This is a genomic window from Marinobacter gelidimuriae, from assembly GCF_000372805.1.
Classification (GTDB): Bacteria; Pseudomonadota; Gammaproteobacteria; order Pseudomonadales; family Oleiphilaceae; genus Marinobacter; species Marinobacter gelidimuriae.
The window spans coordinates 119287-137218 of sequence record NZ_KB889828.1 but is presented as its reverse complement, the minus strand read 5'-3'; the positions used below and the strand labels follow the sequence as shown (position 1 = coordinate 137218).

Below are 17932 nucleotides of genomic sequence, written 5' to 3'. Positions count from 1 at the left end.
AACCCTGCCATCTTCTTTGAATATCCAACCGGAACTACGCCGCCCATCTTTGGTGATTGATCGCCAAATCAAGAGTCAACTCATAAACCTTGTCGCGCTTCTGTATGAACAGATCCTTGTCATAGCTGTCTTCGGGAAGATATTTATCCAGTACCGAGCCAACCTCGTCTCGCACGAACAGTCTGGTTTGACTATCTTTGTACCAGTCCTGCACCAGCACTTTCGGCTTTTCCTCGGTCAGTCGGTTTAACAGCACCTTAGCCGCCATACGGACTTTCTTTTCGTCGGCTTTAGTCATGTTGTCTTTGCAGAGAAGGTCGTATATTTCCAGCTCATCTTCGGTCAAGCCTTCTCGGATATGGCGATCTTCTTCGTCCTTCAGTGATTCGGCAAATTTCACCAACTCGGCAAAATCGCTGTCAGCTGAACTACTGCCCGCGTTATAATTTTCGATGATCTCTTGCAGGCGCTCAGCAAAATCTCGTCGGGTGCGATTATTGTTGAGCATATCCTGGAGTTTCTTTTCCAAAAATGCGCGCAAGTCGGCGATCTCGATATTTTTGTACTTGGCCTGTTTGAAGTCTTCTTTCAGCTTTTCAAAGTCGATCTTACTGAGATCCCACCCCTGACCCTTTTGTGTAATTCTCCAACCGCCCTTTTCCTCCTTGGTTCCAACGAATTTTTCATCATCCACAATCAGGCTTTCATCGAGTAGTTCATCAATCTTTCGGGTGACCGAATCAATGTCTTGCTGTTGAATAATGCTGTCGATAACACCGCGTAGATACTGGAACAAAGCTACCTTGCGTACGACTGGGTCACCTAAAATCTCCGGCTTGCAGGCCTCATAGAGTGCGGTAATAGTGTTTTCGAACACATTGAAGGATTGCCGCCATTCATCTTTCGAGAGCAGCGTATCTGCCCAGCTTTCAAACAAGCTGACCTGTTTGAAGACATCGTCCGCTGTAAGTGCAGTGTCGATAGTGATATCGCGCTCGGCACAAAAGGTGCGTGCTTGCTCTATGGCGTCAATCAGCAGGGCGAACAATGCGTCCTTGTCTCTGACTGGCGGATCCTCCTGCCCTTCACCGCCCTGGCCGTAATCTTTGATTGCCTTCTTAAGCCTGCCGATCACACCGTAGTAATCAACGATTTCGCCGTTGGTCTTTTCTACCCCGTTAATACGGTGCGAACTCACCCGGTTGGCGCGGGCAATGGTCTGCATCAGGGTATGGTCTTTCTGTGGTTTGTCGAGGTACAGGGTCGAGATTGTCGGGGCATCAAAGCCGGTGAGCCACATGGCGCAAACAAACACCAGTTGCAGCGGGTGTTCCGGGTCTTTGAAGTTGTATTCCAAGTCATGGCCGTGAGCGTCCAGCTGCTCCATGCGTTTACGGTGCGGTCGAATATCCAGGCCCTGAGCGTCAAACTTTTCTTCCTCGCCATTTTCGGCGCTGACCACCACCGCCATTTTCACCTTGCGCATCCATTCGAGTCGTTTCTGCAAGCGCGCCTTGTGCACCTCGTCCAAAGTTTTTTTGATTTCGCCGCGCAGCGACTTGATCTCGTCCTTAAACAGTCGTCGCACCTTATTGCACATCTTAACGGCGGTGAACTTGTCCACCGCAATCACCATGCCTTTGCCAAGGTAACCCCGACGTGGAAAGTGGAAGACAATATCTTCGGCGACTTTCTCCAGCCGATCATCGCGCTTAATCACTTGCAGCTCCGTTGCGAAGCGGCGTTCCAGCTTTTCCTGCTGTATGTCGTCGAGGTTTTCATCTTCCAGAATTTCGTAGAACTCGTCGCTCAAGTCTTCGTTCTGGTTCAACACCTCGGGCACACGCTTTTTGTAGAACAGCGGCACGGTTGCGCCGTCGTCCATGGACTGGCTGAAGTTGTACTCCGATACATAATCGCCAAACCATTCGTTGGTCTTGCGCTCGCGCCCCAGCAAGGGCGTGCCGGTAAAGGCCAGATACTGGGCGTTGGGCAGCCCGGCGCGCATATTCTCGGCCAGAGACTTGTACTGGGTGCGGTGTGCCTCATCCACAATCACAATAATGTCATCGCGCTCGGACAACACCGGGTAGCGCTTGCCCTTGGGCCAGCGGAATTTCTGAATCAGGGTAAACACCAGCTTTTTGTTCTGGCCAAGGAAGGTGCGCAGTTGCTCGCTGTCTTTGGGCTGTGCGGTATCGGCTTTTTTTACCGTTTCGGTATTGAGGAAGTTGCGGTAAATCTGCCCATCCAGATCCGCGCGGTCGGTCACAACCACAAAACTGTAATTGCCTGGCACCTTGCGGATGATTTTGCGGGCATAAAAAATCATGGAAAAGCTCTTGCCCGAACCCTGGGTGTGCCAGAACACTCCGAGCTTACCGCCGAATTCTTCCCGGCGCAGAAACTTGTCAAAGCCCCGGTTTACACCGATGAACTGATGGTTCTGGGCGATAATCTTCTGGGTGCCCTTATGGTAAACCACAAAGTTTTCCAGATAGTCCAGTAGCTTGTTCTTGGCACACAAGCCTTGCAGAAAACGCTCGGCGCTGGTGCCCTCGGCGCGGATCTGGTCGCGACGCACCTTTTCCTTTTCGTCCTCCGGACGCAGCCAGTGGAAAAAGTGTTCCCACTCGGCGCTCAGACTGCCCAGGCGGGTTTCGATGCCGTTGCTAAACACACAGAAGGCATTGGTGAGAAACAGCTGAGGGATATCCGCCTTGTAATTGGTCAGGTTGTCATCGTAGGCGGTGCGCAGTTTGACATTGGAGTTCTTAAGCTCGATAAACACCAACGGCAGGCCATTAATATAGAGCAGAATGTCCGGCCTGCGGTAACCCGCCTTGGCTGCCGCACCGGTGCTCTGAATCCACAGCTGGGTAACAGCCAGAAAATGGTTGTTGTCGGGCCTGTCGAAATCGATTAGCCGCACTCGCTCCTTGCGGATGCGGCCATTTTTATCCTTGTCATCCTTAAACTCGACGCGTACTCCATCACGGATCAGGCCATCCAACTCACGGTTGGCGGCAATGGTGGCCATAGCCTGGCGACGGTCGCAGACCTGATCTACCGCAACATCAATGGCGGTTTCGGGAATTTCCGGGTTTAATGCCACTGCCGCTACTTTCAGTCGGTCACGAAAGATGACTTCTCGCTTGTCTGAACGCCCCGAACCATCATCCAAATCCGCCGGATCGCTAGTATAGCAATTCAGCGAATCGTAGCCATACAGATGCTGCAAGCGCTGAACCATCGCTTGCTCGATGACGTCTTCGGACAAGAAGTTAGGCATAACTGGCCCCTGGTTCGACTTCGGTGCGTGAAGACGCTTCCTGCATACTGGGTGGAAACTGAATATCCAGGTCTTCCACCGAGAGCTTGCCGGAGATTAGGCGCGGGAGCAGCAGGCCGTGAGCATTCACCGCCTGTTGGTTTGCGCGAAGCAGTGTAGCTATCATATTAAAAATTTCTTCAAACCTTGCTTGATATTTCTCCAGCAAGTCGAGAGAAGGAATCTTGATTTCTAACTTTTCAAGAAACGCCCAGTCTGCTCTCGGCATTTTTGTACCTTTTGACGCAGTTGTGGCCAGCTCAATAAAGGTATCGCTAAACACGGTAAACAACAAAAATCCTTCGTAAACTTGATGGCGCGGGCGCAGAACAATAGTGTCTGAAGAACATGCTCCTGAAAAATGCGCTAATCCAACCTTGTGTAAGTAGGGGCGGATTTTGCTGAACAGAATATCGCGTTCTTTAAAGTGAAGCTTATTGCTATCTATGCTATCAGCGGTAGCCCACTCCTTAAACGCAATCGATTTACGGGGAATATGTTCAAGCCCGATGTAGATTTCATCATCTGCCAAGTCCTTCTTCTTAACACCTGACCGTATCTCTGAACCGATCGTGCTAATCGGCTCCACATTCCACCCTTTCGGCACACCTTTAACAAAACGGGTGTCCTGATGGCCAAGGAAACGCATACGGACGAACCATTCACGGTAGATTTCCTCGGCCATCTTCTCCAAAAGCACGATGCGGCGCTTGTTGACCTCGATCAGGTCGTCGTAGGCGGTCAGAATGGCGGCGATTTTGCGCTGTACGGCCAATGAAGGAAGCTTTAATAATACTCTTTTAAGGAATTTAGCATCCGCTCGCTGGCGACCACTCGCACCGACCATGCTGTTTATTGCACTTTTCCAAAGCAGATCGCTTCGCGAAAGGTAGTATAAAAAATCACCGTCCAGTTTCTCTGGCTTTGGCCGGAAAACAAAAAACTCTGTCGAGCCAAAACCCTTTTCACCAGAAACACTCTTAAACTGCGCGACCTTTCCATTCTCAAGGCATGGCGTGATGCGCGCCATAAGTACATCTCCGTCAACAAACCGACTATGACTGGAACCATCGAATAATTTATGTTCAGCACTTGCAACAAAACGTGAGAACGGTGTTATCGCAGACATGTCCACAAACGTATAACTGTCGCCTTTTCTCAGTGGAACCCTTGGTGGGAAATCAACCAAATCACCAAATGGATATTCCTTCCAGTCCATTATTCGCCTCCAGTCGTGGAAGCAATATTTGTGGCGATAACATCTGCCAGAATTTTTGCATCGGAGTTAAGCAGCGAAAGCTCATCGTTTAAGCTCACGAGTTCAGCAACAAACTCTTCCTCCGTTTTCCCGTCCTCCTCAATCACCACACCTACATAGCGCCCCGGATTGAGCGAGTAATCCTGCTCCTTAACCTCATCCCGGTTCGCTAATTTGCACAGACCGGTGACATCTTCGTATTCGGCTTTGGGGAAGCGCTCCTGCAACCACTGGATATGGCCAAAACTACTTTCGGCGTTCTTTACTTCCTTATGCAGCTCTTCCAACGCGACTTTAAGCTGCCTAGTAGCGCGGTCGGCGGTCTGACGTTTGCCGGCTAGTTTTGCAGCTTCTGCCAGCGTCTTTTCGTGGCGGCGTACGGCCTTGTCGATCTGTTTCAGGTTGTCGTGCAATGTGATGAAAAACGGATCGAAGGTCGCACGCAGTGCCTGCTGGGCGGCATTCGTGTGATCTATGCCTTCATTGGCACCATTCTGCTGCTGATAACCTGCCCAGGCTGTTTCCAGCGGTGCGAGGCTGTCCCAGGCCTTGACCAGGCTGGCCACGGCTTGCTTGCCTGAGTCGTCATCCAGTACGGCGAGCAGTTGGTCGGCGACTGGTTTTACCTGCTGGTTATTGGCTGCCAGGCGCGACATGCCCTGCTGGAAATAACGGTTGATCAAGGTAACAAACTCATCACGACGGCCCTTGTGCAAGCGGCTGATGATGGCGATGTTCTGAATTTGCTCTTCCGAGAACTCTCGGTGGGCACGGTCGATTGGAGTAAAAATATTACGCGCGTCGATAAACAGAATGCGTTCGTCGATCTGGCCCTTATCAAAGAACCACAAGGTGGCTGGCAGGGTGACGGTGTAGAACATATTCGACGGCAGGGTGAGCATGCCGTAGATCAGGTTGTTTTCAATCAGGGTCTGGCGGATGTCCGCCTCGGAGTGGCGCGCGTCGGAGGCAGAGTTGGCCATGACCAACCCGGCACGGCCGCCAGGGCTGGTATTGCTGGGTTCCTTCAGCGACGTGGCGAACAGATTGATCCACAGGTAGTTGGCGTTGGGTACTGTCTCTTTGCCCTGTTCGGATTTGGCCGCCTTGGTTTTTTTGCGGGGGATGCCGTAGGTGTTAAAGCGCGGATCTTTTTCTACCCCGGACAGCGAAACCTCATCGACGTTAAACGGCGGATTGGCGAGCACATAGTCAAACTGGCCAAAGGAGTTAAAGTGGTCGTCGTAGTAGGAGATGCCCTGCATGATCTGCCCGCGCAGACCATTTACAGCTAAGTTCATGCGCGCCAGTTTGACGGTTTCCGAGCTTTTCTCCTGCCCGGACACATATACGCTGGTGTCTTCGCCCTGTGCCTTGAACTCCTCGCAGTGCTTTTCGATGAACTGCGCCGATTGCACGAACATACCGCCCGAACCACAGGCCGGATCGAACACCGAGCCGCCATGGGGCTCGATGATCTCCACCATCAGCCGCACCACTGAGCGCGGCGTAAAGAACTCGCCGCCACCCTGGCCTTCGGACATCGCAAACTTTCCCAGAAAATATTCATAAATCTGCCCAAAAACATCGCCGGTGGCATCGTCCGGAATATTGTCGAACTGGCGCAGCAGATCGAACGGCATCAGTCGGGTCTCAGCCGAGCGTGTGAGGCGGTAATACTCATCCTTCGGAAGACTGCCTTGTAGCTCGGGCTTGTATTCCTCGATCGCCTCCATCGCTGTTTCAATAGCCTTGGCGATGTCCTGACTCTCGGGCAGGTTTAGCAGGTAGCTGTAGCGAGCATGGTCTGGAAGATAGAACCCGCACTTGGCAATCGCGATTTCGTGAAGCGGTTTCTCACGACGGGTGCTTTTGAGCTCCTGGTGTTCGCTGAGAATCGCTTCTTCATGGCGCTGATAATTAATGTCGGCGAACTTGAGGAAGATCAGCCCAAGCACCGGTGTGCTGTATTCAGACGCCTTCAAATCGGAATTCGCACGCAGATTGTCAGCGGCAGCCCAGAGGTCGTCTTCGAGTTGTTTCAGTTGTTCTTTATTCAAGGGTTAACCTGCTTCTTTAGTTTCGGTTGCTTTGCCCAATGCTGAGCACAGCGGGACACGTCAGTGGCGCCCGGCGGCCTAAGGCCGCGTAATGGTGCGACTTGTAAGCTGGTCGTAACGATGAAGCCACTCCCTGGCAACCAATATGGTAGCCCATTCCATTGCGGGCCTTGCACCAAGATCTGCTGGTGCATAATGTTAAAAATATGGCAGTCGATGGGGTGAACGAACCGAGAGCCAGATTACCAGAACCACACTGCTTTGGACGACTGGTTCACGCCATGCTTCACCACCAGCATTTGAATGTCACCCTGCACAGCCGCGATGGCGGCACCTATCGGCCAAGAGAGTGGTTCGATGTCGAGCTCGATACCGCTCGGCAGGTAGTTACCAAAATCGTCCATGGCAGCATTGCCAGGTACCGGATGGATAACACCATCGAGCGACTGGTTTTGAAGAAAGGCGATGAATGACTGGGGCTTGAGCTAGTTTAAGACCTAAATTATTGCGCTTGGTCCGGCTTCATCCCTGGTTACCAAAGGGTGGTTAACAAAGGGGTTAACAGGGAAACCAAGGTTTTACTCCATAGGTTCTGTCAAAGATATACGGCGGTATCCAAAACAGAGGTATCCACTTTGGTATCCATGGAAACCGCTGATTTTGGATGGTTACCATGGAAACCCGTAATTCCGAAGTAAGCTCATCTTAGCGGTTGCGCCAGGTTCTCATGTTGCTGGAGCGAGGGTGAGTAACGGCCTGGTGAGAGTGGGTGGGCTGTTACCTTACGTTTCAAACTTCTCCGAGTGTCACCTATATGTCACCTAGAGTAGTCTGCAACGAAAAACCGCCACTCGGCATAATCCGTAAGTGGCGGTTTTTGTTAAATAATATGGTGCGCCCGACAGGATTCGAACCTGTGACCACTGCCTTCGGAGGGCAGTACTCTATCCAGCTGAGCTACGGGCGCTTACGAGCTTAACGGCTATGCGCTAATTTCGAGTGCGTAATCTTACGTTTGCCGCGGGCGACTGTCCAGCCTTTGCCGGGCAGCAACGCTTAATTTGCTGGTTTGGTCCTGTACAAGAGGGCAACTCAGCTTAGTCATGCGAACGGCTCGGGCGTTAGGGCCACAAGCCCGTGTTCATTACTGAAGGTCACTTCGCCGTCCTGAATGGTTACCTGAAGGCTCATGGCGCGCTGGGCCAGGCCTGCCAGTTGTTCGGTGGCTTCCGGGTCCAGATTCACGCAGGTCAGGTTGTTAAAACGGGCCAGTTTTGCTTTATTTTTGTCCCACCATATGGGGACTCCGCGGCCGCCATAGGTGTACAGGATTACCTGTTTTGAGCGATTACAGGCTTTGCGCAGGCGGCTTTCGTCTGGCAGGCCCAGTTCAATCCAAAGTTCAATTTCGTTGCTCAGGTTTTTTTGCCACAGCTCCGGCTCGTCGTCTGAGCTCAGGCCTTTTGTGAACTCCAGCTGGTCACTGGCGTTTAGTGCAAACGCTAGTAGCCGCACCATCATGCGTTCGTCGTTTTCAGACGGGTGGCGGGCCAGAGTTAGCTGGTGGTCGGCGTAATAGTGACGATCCATATCGGCAATATTCAGCGTGGCTTTGAAAATGGTAGCTTTGAGCGCCATGGGTTTCCTGTGGTAACAGCGGGATGGTTTGCGCCCTTGTGGTGCGTGAGTAACAATGCGCGCGACGAGTGTAATTCATTTAGGGAGTAGCTGGGCGCCGCCTATGTCGATATTACGGGGTTTTCTGATTCTGGTGCTGTTTTTCCTGCTAGGGGAATCACTGCGGCTGGTTTTTCTAGTGCCGATTAGCGGCGGCATTCTGGGGTTGATGCTGCTCACGCTGTATTTTATGGCGACCGGTGGCGTGGGCAATGCTGTGGCCAGTGCCAGCCAGGCTCTGATCTCGGTGCTTATTTTGCTGATCATGCCCGGCCTGACAGAGATATTTTTCATCTCCGGTAAGTTCACCGGGCAGTGGCTGGCGGTGAGTGTGTCTTTGCTGGTGGGCACCTTTTTGAGTGTGGTCACCACCTTGGTTTTATTAAATGTGCTGGCGCGCAAACTGCCCTCTGGCTCAAACAACCATGAATAGTCCGTTGACGGTTTGGGAGCGTTTACTGACGCTGTCTCACGTGCTGGCAGACACGCCGATGCTGGCCATCGCGATGACTATATTGGCGTTTTTTGCAGCGAACAGTGTGTACATCGCTATTGGCCGCCCGGTGTGGCTGCCACCGGTTGTGCCCGCAGCCACCATTCTGGCCGGCATGATTGCGTTGCTAGGCTTAGATCCAGACAGTTATCGCGAAGGTGCGAGCTGGCTAATGCTGCTGCTGGGCCCGGCTACAGTGGCGCTGGGCGTGCCGCTGTATCAAAACATTCATCATATTCGTGCCATGCTCTGGCCTATCGTTCTCACCTTGCCTATAGCCGCCTCGCTGGCGGTGTTGTACACGCTGGTAATTGCCTGGGCGCTGGGTGCGTCGCCAACGGTTATGGCGTCGCTAGCACCAAAATCGGTTACGGCAGCCATCGCTCTGGGTATTGGTGGCATCATTGGCAGCTCGGTTCCGATGTTGATGGCGGCTCTGTTGATTACGGGCGTATTTACCACCTTGTGCGTCGAGGTAGCCACCCGCCTGCTGAAAATTACGGATGAGCGGGTGATCGGTTTTGCGCTCGGCTTGAATGGCCACGCCATTGGCACCGTGCGGGCGTTTGAAATCAGCAGTACCGCAGGTGCTTTTTCTTCATTGGGCATGAGCCTGACAGGGCTGTTTACCGCGCTGCTGCTGCCGGTTCTTTTCAACCTGTGACAGGCTCTTCACTCCAACCCGTGCGTTCATTCAAGCGCTTGTATGCATCTTGTGTATAGGGGTATGTCGCAATTTCAATTGCCGTTTAGCTGTGAGTTGACTAGGTTGTTAGTGGGTATCTGGCGTTCTTGAGCGCCGATTCGTCCGTACAATTCTTAAAACAGCAACGGAAAACGCGATGAGAAAGCTACTGACCGCATTTGTTGGCTCTATGGCTTTGGCCGCAGCGCCCTTGGCGCTGTCTGCTGAAGCGACCAAAGAACTGAAAATGGCGTACGACGCCGACCCCGTCACTTTAGACATCCACGAGCAGTTGTCTGGCGGTATGCTGCAGTTGTCACACATGAGCTTTGACCCGCTGATACGCTGGAACAAAGACCTGGGTTTTGACGCCCGCCTGGCGGAAAGTTGGGAGCGTGTGGATGATAAAACCATGCGCTTCAAGCTGCGCGAGGGCGTTAAGTTCCACTCCGGTAACGAGCTGACCACCAAAGACGTGAAATTTACCTACGAGCGTTTGAAAGAAAGCTCCGATTACAAGGCGATCTTTGCACCGTTTACCGGCATCAACGTGATTGATGACTACACCTTTGAGCTGGTTACCGCCGAGCCTTACCCGCTACTGCTGAATACTGCGACGTATATTTTCCCGCTAGACAGCGAGTTCTACTCGGGTGAAACCGAAGACGGCCAAAGCAAAGCGGCCATTTCCAAGCACGGCAGTTCCTTTGCCTCGGGCAATCTATCGGGAACTGGCCCTTTCGTGGTTACGTCGCGCCAGCAGGGCGTGCGTATGGAGTTTGAACGCTTTGCCGATTACTGGGATGAAGCATCGCCCGGCAACGTCAAGAAAATCGTGCTGACCCCCATCAAAGAAAACAACACCCGCGTATCGGCGTTATTGTCTGGCGGTGTGGATTTTATCGCTCCGGTACCGCCAACCGATCTGGACCGCATCAAGCGCGACAAAGACACAGACCTGGTGACCATGAGCGGTACCCGCATCATCATGTTCCACCTGAACCAGGATCGTGTTGAAGCCTTCAAGAATCCCAAAGTGCGCCAGGCGGTGGCTTACGCCATTAACCAGGAAGGCATTGCGGCTAAAATCATGAAAGGCTTTGCGACACCCGCGGCGCAGATGTCACCGGCCGGCTATTCTGGCCATAACGAATCTTTGAAGCTGCGTTATGATGTGAAAAAAGCGCAGGAACTGATGAAGGAAGCCGGTTACGAAGACGGCTTTACCATCACCATGATGTCGCCGAACAACCGCTACGTGAACGATGACAAAATCGCTCAGGCGGCTGCGGCCATGCTGGCGCGCATTAACATCACGGTTGACCTGAAAACGCTGCCCAAAGCCCAGTACTGGCCGGAATTTGATGCTCGCTCAGGCGACATGATGTTGATTGGCTGGCACGCCGATACCGAAGACTCTGCGAACTTTTTCGAGTTCCTGACCTTCTGCCCGAACGCCGACACCGGCGCTGGCCAGTACAACGCGGGTAACTACTGTAATCCGGAAGTAGACGCGCTGGTGGCAAAAGCCAATGTTGAAACCGATCGTGAAAAACGCGCTGAGATGTTGCAGGAAGCAGAACAACGCCTGTATGACGACGCTGCGTTTATTCCGCTGCACTGGCAGGATCTGGCCTGGGCCTCAAAGAAAAATGTGAAACTTGACCCCATTCTGAACGTGATGAACCTCCCGTACTTGGGAGACCTGGTGGTCGAGTAATCGTCTCTGATCACTCTCAACAGTACTTGATCAACCCGTAAAACCCGGCCGGCTGCGGGCACCCACTCTACCCAGGGCGCCCGCAACCGGTTTTTTTATTGACGCCTAATCCGGACATTTTCCATGCTAGCGTTTTTGGTTCAACGGATTTCTCAGGCATTTCTGGTCATGTTCGTGATCAGCATGATCGCGTTTGCCATTCAGGACGGCCTGGGTGACCCGCTGCAGGAACTGGTGGGCATGTCGGTGTCGCTTGAGGAGCGCGATGCACTGCGTGACGAGATGGGGCTGAATGACCCGATTTACGTGCAGTATGTGCGCTTTGCCGGCAATGCCCTGCAGGGAGATCTGGGCATTTCGTACTTCTACGGCAAGCCTACGTTACAGGTTATTGCGGAACACCTTCCGGCTACGCTGGAACTGGTGATTGGTGCCAGCCTGATTATTATGGTGTTCTCGGTGCCCATCGGGGTGTACGCGGCCATTCGTCCGCAGGCATTTCTGTCGAAATTTTTTATGGGCATCAGCACCGTGGGCATTTCGATTCCGGTGTTTTTGACCGCCATTATGCTGATTCAGCTGTTTTCGATTGGGGTTACCATTGAAATGTTCCCAACGGATACCGGTTGGGGCGCCTGGCTGAATGGTGCGCTGTCTACCGATGGCGGTTTGCCCTCTTACGGTCGCGGTGATGAGCTTACCCATTTGTTCGGCACCTGGAATTCAGGGTTTTTCTCATCAGACGGCCTCTGGCACCTGGTGCTCCCCTGCGTGTCTCTGGCGTCTATAATGCTGCCGCTGTTTATCCGGCTGATTCGTGCGGAAATGATGGAGGTGCTGCAAAGCGACTACATTCGCTACGCCCGGGCCAAGGGCCTGTCTTCCGGCCGCATCAACTTTCTGCACGCCCTGAAAAACACCATGCTGCCGGTCATTACCGTAGGCGGTGTGCAACTCGGCATCATGGTCGCTTACACCATTCTTACCGAAACCGTATTCCAGTGGCCGGGCATGGGCCTGATGTTTCTGGAAGCCATTACCCGCAGCGACATTCCGCTGATTGTGGCCTACCTGATGGTGGTGGGGTTGGTTTTTGTGATTACCAACACGATTGTGGATCTGATCTACGGCCTGGTGAACCCCACTGTAAAACTGACAGGTAAAAAAGCATGATGACCGCGACTGTCTCCCGTTGGGCTCGCGTCCGCGACTCTTTCCTCTGGTACAGCTTCAAGCGCGACAAGGTCGCCATTATCAGCTTCATCGTATTGTTGGCGATGGTTCTGTCGGCGATTTTCGCACCCTTGTTAGCACCGACTGATCCTTACGATCTGGCGCTGATCGACATCATGAACTCGGAGTTACCGCCGGTTGGTATGAGCGGCGCCGACGGGGCCTTCCCGTTGGGTACCGATGCCCAGGGCCGGGATATGCTGTCGACCATTTTGTACGGCACCCGGGTGTCGCTGATGATCGGTTTTGGTGCGGTTATTCTGCAAGCCGTACTGGGCATTTTGTTTGGTCTGCTGGCCGGCTACATGGGCGGTCGAGTAGACGCCATTCTGATGCGCATCGCCGACGTGCAGCTGTCGTTCTCTACCTTGATGGTGGCGATTATTGTGGGCGCGGTGTTCAAGGCCAGCTTTGGCAGCCTGATGTTTGGTGAAATCGCCATTTACATGCTGATTTTTATCATCGGGTTGGCCGAATGGCCGCAAATTGCCCGCACCGTGCGAGCCTCGGTGCTGGCAGAGAAGAAAAAGGAATACGTGGATGCGGCCAAGGTGATGGGTTTTCGTACCAATCGCATTATGTTCCGCCACATTCTGCCCAATACTCTGTCGCCCATTTTCGTGATTGGTACGGTGCAAATTGCCAACGCCATTATTTCCGAAGCGGCTCTGTCGTTTCTTGGCCTGGGCATGCCAGAAACCCAGCCGTCGCTGGGCTCGCTGATCAAATCCGGCTTCGACTACATTCAGAGCGGTTCCTGGTGGATCACCCTGCTGCCCGGCCTGGTGCTGGTGGTGTTGGTGCTGGTGATCAACCTGCTGGGTGACTGGCTGCGCGATGTAATGAACCCACGGCTGTACAAGGGATAATCCGATGGCATTGCTGGAAGTAAAAAATCTGAATGTTCGCTTTGCCGTGCGCGGTGGCGATTTGACAGCCCTGCGGGGCATCAGCTTTTCGCTGGACAAAGGCGAAAGGCTGGGCCTGGTGGGTGAATCCGGCGCGGGTAAATCCGTGGCGGCATTTTCCATTCTCAATCTGATAGCGCAGCCGGGCTACATTGCCGGCGGGCAGATTCTGTTTGAAGGCAAAGACCTGGCGGCCATGAGCGAGCGTGAACTGCGGAAAATCCGCGGCAACCGCATCGCCATGATTTTTCAGGACCCGATGATGACCCTGAATCCGGTGCTGACCATTGGCACCCAGATGGTCGAAGCCATCAAGGCCCACCGCCGGATCAGCACCAAAGACGCGCGGGCCATTGCGGTAGACAAACTGCGCAAGGTACAGATTCCATCGCCCGAGAAACGCCTGAACCAATACCCCCATGAACTGTCTGGCGGTATGCGCCAGCGGGTGATTATTGCCATTGCCTTGCTGCTAGACCCGGAGATTATTATTGCGGATGAGCCCACGACTGCTCTGGATGTAACCATTCAGGCCGAGATCATGGCTCTGCTGCTGGATTTGTGCGAACAGGAAAACGTTGCGCTGATGCTGATTACCCATGATTTGGGTGTGGTATCTCAGGTGTCCCAGCGCATGCTGGTGATGTACTCCGGTCGCATTATCGAGCAGGGGCCTACCCGGGAAATCATCAACGATGCCCAGCACCCGTATACCCAGGGGCTGATAAACGCGTTGCCGCAAATGGGCGAGCCCGGTGCGCGGTTGTTCCAGATACCGGGCGCCATGCCGTCGTTAAAGAATGTACCCACGGGTTGCCCGTTTAACCCGCGCTGCTCATTCGCCACCGATGAATGCCGCAGCACTATGCCTGATTATGTGCGGGCCGGTAATGTAGATGTGGCCTGCTATGAGGTAGAACGTTTGATTGCACAAGAACAGCAAGCCCGGGAGGTGGCCCCATGAGCGCCTCGCCGTTGGTTGATATTCGCGGTCTGGAGAAGAAATTCGATCTGACTGGCAGCCTGTTGGAGCAGATCAGCTTTAAAAACGGTCGCTTTCAGCGCAAACAGGAAGCGGTACACGCCATCAACGGCGTGAATCTGCAAGTGTTCAGAGGTGAAGCGCTGTGCGTCGTGGGGGAGTCTGGCTGTGGCAAGTCTACGGTTGCCCGCACCATTATGGGCCTGCTGTCGCCCACCGCCGGTGAAGTGCACTACGAAGGCAAGCGCATCGACACGCTGGAAGGCAAAGCGCTGTTGCCGTACCGCAGCAAAATGCAGATGATTTTTCAGAACCCTTATGCCTCGTTGAATCCGCGGATGACCATTCAGCAAACCCTCGAAGAGCCGATCCACTTTCACCACCCCGAGTGGAGCAAAGCCGACGTGCTTAATAAAGTACAGGATGTAATGCAATCGGTGGGGATTGATCCGGATTGGGGCAGCCGCTTTGGTCACGAGTTCTCTGGTGGCCAGCGTCAGCGTATTGCCATAGCCCGCGCCTTGGCGGTAGATCCGGAATTTATTGTGGCGGACGAGCCCATTTCGGCATTGGATGTGTCTATTCAGGCGCAAGTGCTGAACCTGATGATGGACGCCCAGGAATCGCGCAATCTGACCTATCTATTTATCACCCACGATTTGGCGGTGGTGGAGCACTTTGGCACTCGCGTGGCGGTGATGTATCTGGGCCGGGTGTGTGAACTGGCGCCGACCAAGGCGTTGTTTGCCACCCCGCGGCACCCTTACACCCAGGCATTGCTGTCCGCGATACCGCGGCTGGAAGACGGCCGGCCCAATTACATTCGCCTGCAGGGCGAGGTGCCCACGCCGGTTGACCTGCCCCCGGGCTGCGTGTTCCATGGCCGCTGCCCTTACGCCAACGATCGTTGCCGCCAGGAAATCCCGGAATTATTCGCCACAGATAGCGGGGGCCAGGTGGCCTGCCACGGTGTGGAAGAAGGCCGTTTGTGAGAACCCGTTAGCCGATGCGTTATGATGCAAAGCCAATGGTCCGCAAAGCCGTGGGGGGGAATATGGAAGTACGCTGGATGGAAGATTTTATGGCGCTGGCCCGCACCCGCCATTTTTCCCGTGCGGCTGAGCTTCAACACGTCAGCCAGCCTACCTTCAGCCGGCGTATTCGCCTGCTGGAAGACGCCATGGGTGCAACCTTGGTTAACCGCCAGACGCTGCCACTGTCGCTGACCCCCGCGGGTGAGGTTTTTGCCGAGTTGTGCGCGCGGGTCACCCGCGATGTTCGCGACACCCGCGAGCGGGTAAAACACCTTGAATCCGAAGCCAGTGCCCGCATCAGTGTGGGTTCTACCCAGGGTCTGTTCTCCCACTTTTACCAGACCTGGGCGCAACAGGCCGGGGTAGCCGAGCGACTGCAACTGAACCTAAAGGCCACCAACTGGATAGGCGAGCAATTTCTGGACGCGCTCGACAACGGCGACTGCGATCTCGTGCTGTGCTACTGGCATGAAGACCTGCCCTGGCGTGAGCGGCTCAACAGCAGCGCCTACCGCTCCCTGACCCTGTCAAAGGAGGCACTGATACCGCTGAGCATCGGCGACGAACAGGGCGCCCCGCGTTTTGTTCTGCCTGGCAGCGCAGCGCAGCCGGTGCCGCTGATTGCTTACCATCCGCGGGGGTTTTTACAGCCCGCCATTACCACCCATCTTGCGCGGCAGAAGATCACCGCCAACCTGTTGCCGCTGAATGAAAATGCTCAGTCGGCCAGCGTAAAAGCGCTGGTAAAGCAAGGCTTTGGCATGGGCTGGTTGCCCCAGCGCATGGCACAAAAAAGCGAAGAATCTGGCAGCCTGGTGCGCGCCGGCGATGAGCGATGGGACGTAACACTGGAAATTCGATTGCTGCGCCTGAGCCAACCCCGTACCCAAGAATTCAATACACTCTGGAACACATTGGAAACTCAATATGACCGATAACCAAATTCTGGCCCTGCAACCTGCTCACATTGCCGAATTGCAGCAGCGCTACCAGCGAGCGTTGGCGGACCTCGGCTACAGCGCTCTGTTGATCAGCGCCGGCGCAACACCCGTGCGCTACGGTGACGACCAGGGCGCGCCTTTCCAGGGCTTTGGCCCGTTCCTGCACTGGACCGGCCTGACCGGTTACGAAAACGCCTGGCTGCTGATTCAGACAGGTGCAACGCCGGTGCTGTGGTTGTATCAGCCGGTGGATTTTTGGCACGCGACTTTGCAGCTGCCAAGCGAGCCCTGGCAGCAGGCAATGGATATTCGCTACATTGCCACACGCGGCCTGCCGCCATTGCCGGCTGGGACCAGCCAGAGTGAAGGGCTGGCCGTTGTGGGCGATCCGGCGCTGCTTACGGCCGTGCCAGGTGACCATAATCCGGCGGCCTTGACGGCGGCTCTGGATGAAACCCGCATGCACAAAACCGACTATGAAGTGGCCTGCCTGACCCGTGCCAATAATATTGCGCTGGCAGGCCACCAGACTGCAGCCGCGGCGTTCGCCGATGGCGCCAGTGAATTTGCGATCAACCTGGCGTATCAGCAGGCTACCTTGCAGCGTGAAACCCAGGCGCCTTATCACAGCATTATCGGCTTGAACGAACACGCCGGTACTTTGCATTACCAGTATTACGACACCACGGCACCGGCGCAGTCCCGCAGCCTGTTGATGGATGCGGGTGTGCGCTATCGCGGTTACTGCTCGGACATTACCCGTACCTACGCGGCCGCGGGCGAAAGCCGGTTCGCAGCACTGGTAAAAGGTATGGACCTGCTGCGCGAACACTTGTGCAAGATGGTTGCACCGGGTGTTGAGTACCTGGCCATTCACCGCAAGGCTCACTCCGGTGTCGCTGCGCTACTCAGTGCCAGTGGGCTGGTAAGCGGTATCAGCGATGAAGCCATGGTAGAGCAGGGTGTCACCCGGGTGTTTTTCCCCCACGGCATCGGCCATTTTCTAGGCATACAGGTGCACGATGTGGCTGGGAAACCCGTACCGTCGCCAGCGGAAGCGCCGTTTTTACGTCTGACACGAACGTTGGAAGCCGGCATGGTAGTGACCATCGAACCAGGTCTGTATTTCATCCCTTCGCTGCTGGAACCCTTGCTAAAAGGACCATTGGCGCAGCATATCAACACCGCGATACTGGGTGAACTGAAGGGCTGCGGGGGTGTGCGGCTGGAAGACAACGTGCTGGTGACCGAGACGGGTGCACGAAATCTGAGCAGATTGAACGAAAATTAATCCGCAAAGGGCTTGAACTTTAAGATCGCAATGGCAATAATTATCACTAACATTTCATTGCGTAAGTGAGAGCCCTATGTATGTGTGCCTTTGCCACGGCGTAACCGATCGTGATATCCGTGCCGCAGCGGACAACGGTGTAACGTCCATGCGTCAGTTGGGTAAAGAACTGGGCGTGGGCACCCAGTGCGGCCGCTGCGCACCAACCGCTCGTGAAATCCTCCGCGGTTACAACGCTCCAGATTATATGGCATTGGCCGGCGTGCTGGCCCACCCGGCCTGAGTGCCTGGCTACCTTTATTACCGCAGCGATTCTAAC

The 17932-nt window shown here is 54.4% G+C and carries 15 protein-coding genes and 1 tRNA gene; 11 read left to right on the top strand and 5 right to left on the bottom strand.

Going from position 1 to position 17932, the window contains the following annotated elements:
- Positions 1-34: 34 nt before the first annotated feature.
- The 3 genes from A3OI_RS0101835 to A3OI_RS0101825 are packed head-to-tail and all read right to left on the bottom strand — an operon-like array spanning position 35 to position 6649.
- Entirely contained in the window at positions 35-3292 is a 3258-nt protein-coding gene (locus A3OI_RS0101835; RefSeq protein ID WP_018402651.1) for a type I restriction endonuclease subunit R, read from the bottom strand.
- Entirely contained in the window at positions 3285-4550 is a 1266-nt protein-coding gene (locus A3OI_RS20980; protein WP_155902992.1) for a restriction endonuclease subunit S, read from the bottom strand. The genes A3OI_RS0101835 and A3OI_RS20980 overlap by 8 nt, the downstream gene beginning before the upstream one ends.
- Positions 4550-6649: an HsdM family class I SAM-dependent methyltransferase gene (locus A3OI_RS0101825; RefSeq protein WP_018402649.1), complete on the bottom strand. Its 2100-nt coding sequence runs from the start codon at positions 6647-6649 to the stop codon at positions 4550-4552. The genes A3OI_RS20980 and A3OI_RS0101825 overlap by 1 nt, the downstream gene beginning before the upstream one ends.
- A gap of 206 nt (positions 6650-6855) precedes the next feature.
- On the opposite strand from A3OI_RS0101825, the gene A3OI_RS21420 reads away from it, so the two are divergent.
- Positions 6856-7122: a GIY-YIG nuclease family protein gene (locus A3OI_RS21420; protein WP_081622860.1), complete on the top strand. Its 267-nt coding sequence runs from the start codon at positions 6856-6858 to the stop codon at positions 7120-7122.
- 417 nt (positions 7123-7539) lie between these two features.
- On the opposite strand, the gene A3OI_RS0101815 is transcribed toward A3OI_RS21420, so the two are convergent.
- Together A3OI_RS0101815 and A3OI_RS0101810 are read right to left on the bottom strand one after the other, a co-directional pair.
- Positions 7540-7616 (bottom strand) — tRNA-Arg (locus tag A3OI_RS0101815).
- A gap of 134 nt (positions 7617-7750) precedes the next feature.
- Positions 7751-8287, bottom strand: a complete 537-nt coding sequence (locus A3OI_RS0101810; protein ID WP_018402647.1) for a YaeQ family protein — start codon at positions 8285-8287, stop codon at positions 7751-7753.
- Between the two features lie 103 nt (positions 8288-8390).
- Here A3OI_RS0101810 and A3OI_RS0101805 point away from each other — a divergent pair, with 103 nt between their 5' ends.
- The 10 genes from A3OI_RS0101805 (at position 8391) to A3OI_RS0101760 (ending at position 17896) form a co-directional block, all read left to right on the top strand.
- Positions 8391-8759 (top strand): CidA/LrgA family protein, encoded by a 369-nt coding sequence (locus A3OI_RS0101805; RefSeq protein ID WP_018402646.1) that lies wholly within the window; start codon positions 8391-8393, stop codon positions 8757-8759.
- Positions 8752-9483 carry an LrgB family protein gene (locus A3OI_RS0101800; RefSeq protein ID WP_018402645.1) on the top strand — a complete coding sequence of 244 codons (732 nt, stop codon included), beginning with the start codon at positions 8752-8754 and terminating at the stop codon, positions 9481-9483. The genes A3OI_RS0101805 and A3OI_RS0101800 overlap by 8 nt, the downstream gene beginning before the upstream one ends.
- Before the next feature lie 178 nt (positions 9484-9661).
- The gene (locus tag A3OI_RS0101795) at positions 9662-11224 is read left to right on the top strand and encodes an ABC transporter substrate-binding protein (RefSeq protein WP_018402644.1); all 1563 of its coding nucleotides are present in this window, start codon (positions 9662-9664) and stop codon (positions 11222-11224) included.
- 123 nt (positions 11225-11347) lie between these two features.
- Positions 11348-12397 (top strand): ABC transporter permease, encoded by a 1050-nt coding sequence (locus tag A3OI_RS0101790; protein WP_018402643.1) that lies wholly within the window; start codon positions 11348-11350, stop codon positions 12395-12397.
- Complete coding sequence (locus A3OI_RS0101785) at positions 12394-13326, top strand: ABC transporter permease (protein ID WP_018402642.1); 933 nt, start codon at positions 12394-12396, stop codon at positions 13324-13326. The genes A3OI_RS0101790 and A3OI_RS0101785 overlap by 4 nt, the downstream gene beginning before the upstream one ends.
- Before the next feature lie 4 nt (positions 13327-13330).
- Positions 13331-14329: an ABC transporter ATP-binding protein gene (locus A3OI_RS0101780; protein ID WP_018402641.1), complete on the top strand. Its 999-nt coding sequence runs from the start codon at positions 13331-13333 to the stop codon at positions 14327-14329.
- Entirely contained in the window at positions 14326-15339 is a 1014-nt protein-coding gene (locus A3OI_RS0101775) for an ABC transporter ATP-binding protein (RefSeq protein WP_018402640.1), read from the top strand. The genes A3OI_RS0101780 and A3OI_RS0101775 overlap by 4 nt, the downstream gene beginning before the upstream one ends.
- Before the next feature lie 62 nt (positions 15340-15401).
- Positions 15402-16319, top strand: coding sequence for a LysR family transcriptional regulator (locus tag A3OI_RS0101770; protein WP_026223945.1), 918 nt, complete (start codon positions 15402-15404; stop codon positions 16317-16319).
- Complete coding sequence (gene pepQ, locus A3OI_RS0101765; RefSeq protein WP_018402638.1) at positions 16309-17613, top strand: Xaa-Pro dipeptidase; 1305 nt, start codon at positions 16309-16311, stop codon at positions 17611-17613. Before A3OI_RS0101770 ends, pepQ begins: the two co-directional genes overlap by 11 nt.
- Positions 17614-17689: 76 nt before the next feature.
- Positions 17690-17896, top strand: coding sequence for a bacterioferritin-associated ferredoxin (locus A3OI_RS0101760; protein ID WP_018402637.1), 207 nt, complete (start codon positions 17690-17692; stop codon positions 17894-17896).
- Positions 17897-17932: the final 36 nt, after the last annotated feature.